Consider the following 9,217-nt stretch of genomic DNA (forward strand, 5'->3'; position numbering starts at 1 on the left):
AGCCGGGATTGTTTGCCGAACAAACTATTGTTTGCTTACCAAGTTTACCTCGATCTGTAGAACCGTTAGAGCGAATTAAAGGGGCGGCAAATCTCCTATTTTAGGTCAGCCAAGTTAGTGCAGTAAATTCAGGAGGAATTTTATGAGCGATTTATTCAGAGGGTTTGAACAATTGGTAGAATTAGCCAAATCCTTAGAAGAAAAAATTGACAAGGGAGAAATCCAGGCGGAAATGCAGTTCAATACTCGTTCCTTGAGTAATATTCCCCGTAGTGGAGGTATTCCCCGTAGTGGAGGTATTCCCCGTCCCAGTAATTCGGGTAACGATATCGGTACGAGTCGCATTCGCACGCAACCGCCACCACCGAGTTCTGGTTCTGGTGATGGTGGGGGGTCAGAGGAGGTAACACCGCCGGATGATGCTTCTCTCAAAGATATCGGTGGGTTGGGAGAAGTTCTTAAAGAACTCAAAGAGTTGATTGCTATTCCTTTAAAACGACCCGACTTGTTAGCTAAACTCGGACTGGAACCAACACGGGGCGTGCTTTTGGTTGGCCCTCCCGGTACTGGCAAAACCCTGACTGCCCGCGCATTGGCGGAAGAGTTAGGGGTTAATTACATTGCCTTAGTTGGACCGGAAGTAATTAGTAAATACTACGGAGAAGCGGAACAAAGATTGCGGGGAATTTTTGACAAAGCAGCGAAAAATGCTCCCTGTATTGTATTTATTGATGAAATCGACAGTCTCGCCCCAGACCGCAGTAAGGTGGAAGGGGAAGTGGAAAAACGACTGGTCGCCCAACTTTTAAGTTTAATGGATGGGTTCGCCCAAACTAAAGGAGTGATCGTTTTGGCGGCGACTAATCGCCCGGATCATCTCGACCCGGCTTTGCGTCGTCCGGGAAGATTCGATCGAGAAGTACAATTTCGCGTTCCCGACCGAAACGGACGAAAGGAGATATTGCAAATTCTCACTCGTTCCATGCCTTTAGATGATTCGGTATCTTTAGATGCGATCGCCGACAGTGCGGTAGGATTTGTAGGATCTGACTTAAAAGCCGTCTGTCAAAAAGCAGCTTATAGTGCTTTGCGCCGTCAGGTTCCTTCTCTGGAATCCATTATTCCAGATACGATGACCGTCAACCAGTCCGACTTTTTACAAGCACTTAAAGAAGTTAAACCTGCTGTGCTGCGTTCGGTGGAAGTAGAGTCTCCCAATGTTGCATGGGATGAAATTGGCGGACTGGAGAACATCAAACAAACTTTGCAGGAATCAGTTGAAGGGGCGCTGCTGCATCCAGAACTTTACTCCCAAACCAAAGCACAAGCACCGAAAGGGATTTTACTGTGGGGACCTCCGGGTACTGGCAAAACTTTATTGGCGAAAGCAGTTGCATCCCAAGCACGCGCCAATTTTATCTGTGTCAATGGGCCAGAATTGATGAGTAAGTGGGTCGGTGCTAGCGAACAAGCAGTCAGGGAATTATTCGCCAAAGCCAGACAAGCTGCGCCTTGCGTAGTGTTTATCGATGAAATCGATACTTTAGCGCCTGCGCGGGGTCGTTACAGTGGTGATTCTGGTGTGAGCGATCGCATCGTGGGACAATTACTCACAGAGTTGGATGGTTTGCAAGTTGGGGCAACTATCTTAGTCATCGGTGCGACAAATCGTCCCGATACTTTAGACCCAGCTTTAATGCGGGCGGGAAGGTTGGATTTACAATTAAAAGTCGATCTACCAGAACGCGAAAGTCGGTTAGCGATTTTGCAAGTACACAATCAAGACCGTCCGTTACAAGAGGTGGATTTGGCTTTCTGGGCTGATGCAACGGAAGGTTGGAATGGGGCAGACTTGGCGCTACTGTGCAATCAAGCTGCTTTAGAAGCAGTGCGTCGCTACCGCCGTGAAGGGATGGCAGACCCAAGTGCAATCCGGATTTGCACTGATGATTTTAACTATGCTTATCAAGTTTTGGTAGAACAGCGTCCTGTTTGATCTACACAGCTGATTTTGGATTTTGGATTAAAAATAAATCTAAAATCTAAAATCCACAAATCGAATCGTTATGTTCGAGCGAGTCATTGCCAATGTATAAACGACTCCAACGCACCCGGAAATCGGTTTACAAGTTTAAAATCAAGGAAACGCAACTTCTGCGCCAGCGCAATGCTGAACTGGAACAGCAGGTGCAACATAGCGCCGCTCAACTTCAAGAATCACTCGCGGCTGGGTTGAGACAAGCTAAACAAGCTGCTTTGCTCAATCAAATCATCCAAGCGATGCGGGGAACGCTAGTTTTGGATGAGATTTTGCAAATTGCCGTCAATGAATTGCATTCTGCACTCAATGTTAGCCGTTGCCTGATTTTTAGAACCGATGTGGATAATCATTTGGGCATTCGTTATGTTTCTGAGTCTACGTCAGAAGGTAACAGTTTAATCGGCTGTGGCTGCGATTTCTATCATCATTACCGCTCTCAGTTGGCGAATGGCGAACCTTTGGTTTTGCCTCGGATTAAAGCAAGTGAACCACCAGAAATTCTCTCATCTGTAGAACACTGCAATATCTGCGCTCTGATAATTGCACCACTGATTTATCAGCAACGCTTCATGGGCGCAATTAGTTTAAAAGAATGCCGAGGAGAACGGGAATGGACACCAGAGGAAATTGAATTTGTCAAAGCGATCGCAGATCATTGCGCGATCGCTATTCATCAAGCCGAACTTTATCAACAAGCACAAACGGAATTACAAGAACGTCAAAAAGCCGAAGCAGCACTCAGGGAAAGTAACGAATTATTCCAACAGTTAGCAGAACATATTCAGCAAGGCTTTTTTGTCAAAGACGCCAGCCAAAACAAAATACTTTATGTTAGTCCTGCTTTACAAGAAATCTGGGGTTTTAGCTCGGAAATTATCTATAAAAATCCCAACATTTTTTTAGATGTGGTGCATCCAGAAGATCGCGAGTGCGTGACCGCTGCATTTGAGTCCCATATATGCGGTCAACCTTATTGCTGCGAATATCGAATTATTCGACAAAACGGACAAATTTGCTGGGTTCAAAGTCAGACTTTTCCACTCAAAAATAGCGCTGGTGAAATTTACCGCATCACGGGTATTGTAGAAGATATCACCGCTCGCAAAACTGCCGAAACTAACTTGCGGCAACAAGCAGAGCGAGAACGTCTAATTCGGTTAGTAAATGAACGCATTCGCCAATCTCTTAATCTAAATGAGATTCTCACAACGACGGTCGCTGAAGTAAGGCATTTCCTGCAAACAGACCGGGTAATTATTTTTCAACTAGAAGAGGATGCTTCTGGCCTTGTAGTGCAAGAATCTGTAGGTGCAAATTGGCAACCCATTCTGGGACATAACATTTTTGATTCCTGTTTTCACCTATACATAGATCAATATCGTCAGGGACGAGTACGAGCGATCGCAGATATTGATGATGGCAGTATTAAACGGTGCCATGCCCATTTTTTAAGACAATTTGATGTCCGAGCTAACTTGGTCGTTCCCATCCTACAGAACAATTATCTTTGGGGCTTACTGATCGCACACCATTGCGCCCATCCCCGACAGTGGTCGCCAGCAGAAATCGAACTGCTCAAACAAGTAGCAGACCAAGTAGCGATCGCAATCCAACAAGCCCAACTTTATCAACAAGTACAGGAAAAACTGACAGCACGAATACAAGCAGAAATCGCTCTCCGAGAAAGCGAAAAACTGTTCCGCCTAATGGCAGATAGCGCCCCAGTGCTGATTTGGCTAGCCGATCCTGAAGGAGAGTGTACGTTTTTTAACCAGACTTGGCAGAAATTCACAGGGCGATCCCTAGAGCGAGAACTCCAGGGAAATTGGACAGAAAGTATACTACCAGAAGACCTCGATCGTTATCTCAATATCCGCACCGCCGCAATTCAAGCCAGGAAAAGCTTTTCATTGGAGTATCGTCTGCGGCGTGCAGATGCAGAGTATCGTTGGATTTTAGATAAAGGTGTTCCCCGCCTTACTCCTGACGGTGAGCTTCTCGGTTATATAGGCTCTTGCGTCGATATTACCCAGCAAAAACAAGCTGAAACCAGACTGCAAAGACTGAATGAAGAATTAGAGATTAAAGTGCAATATCGCACCCACGAATTACAGCAAATTGTCGAAAAGCTTGCTGATGAAATCCTTCACCATTGCCGCACAGAAATAGAGCTACAAGATAGTCAAGCCAAACTGCAAGCAATTTTGGATAATTCACCAGTCGTCATTTATGTAAACGATCTACAAAATAGATACATACTGGTTAATCGTCAGTATGACAAACTGTTCAACCATAATAATGAGAAAATTATTGGTAAAAGTATATATGATTATTGGCCACCTGAAATTGCCGATCGCTTTGCTGCCAACAATCAACAGATAATTCAAGAAAAAACTGCCCAAAAATTTGAGGAAGTTGTTCCTCAAATAGATGGACTGCATACCTATATTTCTATTAAATTCCCCTTAAAATATAGCAATGACGTAATTTATGCTGTATGTGCTATTTCTATGGATATCACTGAGCGTAAACGAGCGGAAGAAGCACTCAAACAGAGTGAAGCTAGATTCCAAAAAATGGCAGCAAACGTACCGGGAATGCTGTGTCAATATCTTCTCAGATCTGATGGTTTTCAAGCATTTCCTTATATCAGTCCCAGATGTCGCGAAATTTGGGAAATAGAACCGGAAGTAATGCAAGCAAATGCTCAGAAAAGCTTGGAGATAATTCATATTGACGATCGGCTATCTTTATTCCATTCAATCAAAGTTTCTGCTCAAAATTTACAACCTTGGCAGTGGGAAGGACGGATTATTACACCATCGGTTCGCCTCAAGTGGATTCAGGGCATCGGTCGTCCAGACAAACAACCTAATGGGGATATTCTCTGGGATAGTTTGTTTATTGATATTAGCGATCGCAAACAAGCCGAAGCCGCACTCCGCAATAGCGAGTTGCGATTAGGAATTGCCCTAGAAGCCGCCTTAATGGGGACTTGGGACTGGAACATTCAAACTAATCAAGTTATGTGCTCTGAAAGGACTGAAGCTATTTTTGGTCTTGCACCTGGTTCTTTTCCTGGAACTCAAGAAGCCTTTATTAACTGCATTCATCCAGAAGACCGTCCTGCCTTGGCAGAAACAATCCAACTTGCCATCCGAGATAGAAAACCACTCAACTCAGAAACGCGCATCATCCGATCCGATGATAGCCTACGTTGGATCGCTTGTATCGGTAACATTATTCGCGATCGAGCCGATTTACCTGAGAGAATGACAGGGGTTGTCATGGATATCACCGAGCGCAAATTGGCAGAACAACAACTAAGAACATCTCTCAAAGAAAAAGAAATTTTACTCAAAGAAATTCATCACCGAGTTAAGAACAATTTGCAAATAATTTCCAGCTTGCTCAAACTTCAATCTACTTATATCAAAGACGAAAGTGTTTTAGCTTTATTTACAGAAAGCTTCTACCGTGTTAGGTCTATGGCACTCATCCACGAGAAGTTGTATCAAGCTAAAGATTTAGCAAGAGTCGATGCTGCTGATTACATTAGCAATTTAGTGGAAAATTTATTCCGTTCTTACAAGGTTTCCTTGAATTCTATTGATTTAAAAATCGAAATAGATAGTATAAAGCTAGATGTCGATACAGCAATACCTTGCGGATTAATCATTAACGAGCTAGTTTCTAACTCACTGAAGTACGGATTTTCTGGTAGAAATAAAGGACAATTATGTATTACCTTTTTGCATCGCGATAACAACACTCTTTATTTAAGAGTCAGTGACGATGGTGTTGGATTACCACCAGATTTTGATATCGAACAAATTCAATCACTAGGATTGCAATTAGTTATTAATCTCACAGAGCAATTGGGCGGAGAACTAGAAATTGATTCCCATAATGGCGCTTCTTTTGCCATTACATTTGTGGCTCCTCCGTACTTAGTGAGGCAAAATACAACTGAGATTGCGTAGATGAAGACGGCATTTATGGTTCGGACACGAAAAACGGCTGGGCGAATCTCCCGCAGAAGGTTTCGGAAATCCAGGAGATCGCGGAACGCCAAGGATAGTGCGCCTCAGCCAACCTTATATCCATCCAGGATGGCGACGTTCGCCTAGTGCAACTGGCATTAAAAAAGGCGGGTTTTGCGATCGAAATCGATCGCATTTATGGCATCGATACCGAAAAAGCAGTGAGGCAATTTCAAAAAAATAAAGGTTTGGATGTAGATGGTCGCGTTGGCCCGCAAACCCGTGCCGCGTTAGGACTGTAAAACTTATCTAAAACACATTTTCAACAGCTGAGTAAAACCTCGAACTGACGATCGTGCGATCGCCTCATAGCTATTCTCGATAGCAGAGGCGATCGTATATTTTATGCCTGACTCAACGATCGTAGAGGATGTGCGATCGCCTGCCAGCCAAGCAAGTGTTAGAAGCAAGCTCAGCTTAATGAAAATTAATCTAAGTAACGCTGACATTTGCTGATTTTTTTGTTAAGCCTGTATAGAACTGGTCACAGCCCTCTATTAGTTAACATGGGTAAAGACTTTTCTGGCCAAAATCTCCGAGGTCGATCCTTCAAAGGTCAAGACCTTACAGGAACAAACTTCAGCTATACAGACATCCGCAGTGCAAACTTCTCCAATGCTATTCTCGTCGGTGCTAACTTCAGTCATGCAACAGCCGGACTGCAAAGACGCTGGGCAACTTTCCTATTAACAGGCTCGTTACTTTTATCGGCGCTGTCAGGATTAATTCTGGCATTTAATGGTGTTTGGCTAGTATCTTTTCTATTTAATAAAACTATTTATTATCGATTGAGCGCTGTAATTTTTTTAATATTGTTTTTAATATTCTTTATTGTAACTGTTCGGAAAGGATTAGAAGCTGCTTTAGGGTTTGTGGCTGTAGCTGTAGCTTTAACTATCACTTCAAGTTTCATTTGGTCTTTGGCTTTTCCTGAAATAGGAAAATATGCTGTAGCTACAACTGCAACTGTTCTTTTAGCTATAGTTGTTGCGGTGATTTGTATTCAGACTGTTACTGTAGCTGGTGCTATAAATGTAGGTGGAAATTTAGCAGGGACTGGGAATGTTGTTGTTTCTATTATTGTTGCTTTAACGGTAAGTATAATTGCCGATTATTCTACTCTTGAAGTGAGTCCGCTATTAGCTGTGGCTGGAACTTTCAGTATGGTATTGTTTGTAGGATTACTAAGTAGTTATGTTGCTTGGCGAGCCTTAGCTGGAGATGAAAAGTTTCCTGTAACTCGGAGTATTGCCGTTGCTTTTGCTGCTATAAGAGGAACCAGTTTTCGCAATGCTGATTTGACAGATACTAATTTTACGAAATCCACACTTAAAAGTACAGATTTCAGAGGAGCTACCCTCATACGCACCTGCTGGCTTCAGGCAAAAAAGCTTTCCTTTGCTCGTGTTGGAACTACTTATCTTAAACAGGTAAAGTTGCAGGAATTAGTGGTAACAGGAGCGGGACAAGACAAAAACTTCGATCGGTTAAATTTGCGAGGAGTTAATTTGCAGGGAGCAAACCTAGCGGATGCCAGTTTTATGGGGGCAGACCTCAGTGAATCTAACTTACAACAAGCCGATTTATCCAGAGCAAAGCTAGTACAAACACAACTAGACAGAACAAACTTTACTGGCGCTTGTTTGACTGGTGCATACATCGAAGACTGGGGCATCACTGCTGAAACTACACTAGAGCGAGTAAAGTGTAATTATGTATATATGCGTTTACCAACAAAAGATGACCCCGATCCTTGTCGAAAACCAGACAACAAACAGGAGATATTTGAAGACGGCGACTTTGCTGATTTCATTGCGCCTATTGTCAAAACGCTAGATTTGTATCACAATCAAGGTGTAGATCCTCGTGCAATTGCTATTGCTTTCAAACGCTTAGCCGAAAACCATCCGGAAGCAGATATAGAAATTGTAGCAATGGAAAAACGCGGAAAAGATAAATTCTTACTTAAAGCTAAAACAGCCGAATATGTAGATAGATCCTACCTGGCTGAAGAATATTTTAAGGATTACAATCAGTTGAAATTTTTACCAGAAAATCACCTACAACTACTGCTAGCAGCAAAAGACGCTCATATTAGTAGTTTACAAAATATGGTAACTACCGCACTCCAGCGACCTAGTTTTTATGTCCAAAAATATCAAAATCAAGGAGATACTATGCCAGAAAATCAAGGTAGCATCAATATTAGTGGTGTCCAAGGCGGCAGCATCAGTAATTTAGCGGCTGTCGGTCAAAATATGACCGGAGCCGCAGTAGGAGAGATTAGCGGTACTGTCACCAATACTATTGGTCAATTACAAGATTCGGATGCTCCAGAAGCACCGAAATTAGCAGATTTACTCAAGCAGTTGCAAACAGTAATTGAAGCTGATACTGAATTGACAGATGAAGATAAAACTGAAGCATTAGAGCAGGTAAAAGCTTTAGCAGAAGCCGGAAAAAATCCCAAAGAAGGGGCAATGCAAAAGGCGGCGAAAACAGCAATGAAAATTTTGAAAGGGACAATTACTGGTTTACCTAGTGCCGCTCAATTGGTAGAAGCTTGTAACAAACTACTGCCTGCGATCGCCCAATTATTAGGGTTAGTTTAAATTTTCATATCTGATAAGTCAATTGGCTAATCATCTGTTACGAAAGGAGGCTATTGTGGAAGCCCGATTAACTGAATTTTTGTTATCAATAGGTGAAGAGCCAAAGAAACTAGCTGTTTGGCAAGAAAACCCTGATAGTCTACTTGATGCAACAAACTTGACTCCAGCGGAAAAAGCCATAATTAAGAGTGGAAATTCGGCAATGCTCGATAGAGCTATTGCTGAAGAACTTTACCAATATCCTGATCTTTTGGCAGAAGCTTTTATAACAATTCCTCCTCTCAAGCTTTGGCTCACAAGCCCACCAGAGGTCTAATAAAATTTAGCCATCGCACAGTGATTATCTCTAGGCTAGTTCATACCTAAAACTTAACTCTAGACATTTTGACAAGGTTTCTGCCAAGGATAAAATTATGAATTCTGGTTCATTAACTATAGTCGGAACTGGTATTCGGCTGATTAGCCAAATAACACCAGAAGCGCGTACTTATATTGAACAAGCCGAAAAGCTTTTGTTCGTT

6 protein-coding genes are annotated in these 9,217 nt (G+C 42.7%); 5 read left to right on the forward strand and 1 reads right to left on the reverse strand.

Annotated elements, in window-relative coordinates; translation table 11 throughout:
- Positions 1-142: 142 nt before the first annotated feature.
- From H6S82_RS09065 to H6S82_RS09075, 3 genes are all read left to right on the forward strand, one after another.
- Complete coding sequence (locus tag H6S82_RS09065; RefSeq protein WP_190463952.1) at positions 143-1,996, forward strand: AAA family ATPase; 1,854 nt, start codon at positions 143-145, stop codon at positions 1,994-1,996.
- Positions 1,997-2,088: 92 nt separating this feature from the next.
- Positions 2,089-6,024 (forward strand): PAS domain-containing protein, encoded by a 3,936-nt coding sequence (locus tag H6S82_RS09070; protein ID WP_190463951.1) that lies wholly within the window; start codon positions 2,089-2,091, stop codon positions 6,022-6,024.
- A gap of 122 nt (positions 6,025-6,146) precedes the next feature.
- Entirely contained in the window at positions 6,147-6,326 is a 180-nt protein-coding gene (locus tag H6S82_RS09075; protein WP_190463994.1) for a peptidoglycan-binding protein, read from the forward strand.
- A 3-nt stretch (positions 6,327-6,329) separates the two neighbouring features.
- Here the strand turns inward: H6S82_RS09075 and H6S82_RS09080 are convergent, their stop codons facing one another.
- Complete coding sequence (locus H6S82_RS09080; protein WP_190463950.1) at positions 6,330-6,533, reverse strand: hypothetical protein; 204 nt, start codon at positions 6,531-6,533, stop codon at positions 6,330-6,332.
- Positions 6,534-6,590: 57 nt separating this feature from the next.
- Here H6S82_RS09080 and H6S82_RS09085 point away from each other — a divergent pair, with 57 nt between their 5' ends.
- Together H6S82_RS09085 and H6S82_RS09090 are read left to right on the forward strand one after the other, a co-directional pair.
- Positions 6,591-8,696 (forward strand): pentapeptide repeat-containing protein, encoded by a 2,106-nt coding sequence (locus H6S82_RS09085; protein ID WP_190463949.1) that lies wholly within the window; start codon positions 6,591-6,593, stop codon positions 8,694-8,696.
- Between the two features lie 55 nt (positions 8,697-8,751).
- Complete coding sequence (locus tag H6S82_RS09090; RefSeq protein WP_190463948.1) at positions 8,752-9,012, forward strand: hypothetical protein; 261 nt, start codon at positions 8,752-8,754, stop codon at positions 9,010-9,012.
- Positions 9,013-9,217 lie beyond the last annotated feature (205 nt).

The organism is Planktothrix sp. FACHB-1355 (assembly GCF_014748295.1).
GTDB lineage: Bacteria > Cyanobacteriota > Cyanobacteriia > Cyanobacteriales > Aerosakkonemataceae > Aerosakkonema > Aerosakkonema funiforme_A.

Excerpts from the sequence above, each read along its gene's own strand:
- H6S82_RS09065 (WP_190463952.1), top strand. The coding sequence starts at position 143 with ATGAGCGATTTATTCAGAGGGTTTGAACAATTGGTAGAATTAGCCAAA.
- H6S82_RS09070 (WP_190463951.1), top strand. The coding sequence starts at position 2,089 with ATGTATAAACGACTCCAACGCACCCGGAAATCGGTTTACAAGTTTAAA.
- H6S82_RS09080 (WP_190463950.1), bottom strand. The coding sequence starts at position 6,533 with ATGTCAGCGTTACTTAGATTAATTTTCATTAAGCTGAGCTTGCTTCTA.
- H6S82_RS09085 (WP_190463949.1), top strand. The coding sequence starts at position 6,591 with ATGGGTAAAGACTTTTCTGGCCAAAATCTCCGAGGTCGATCCTTCAAA.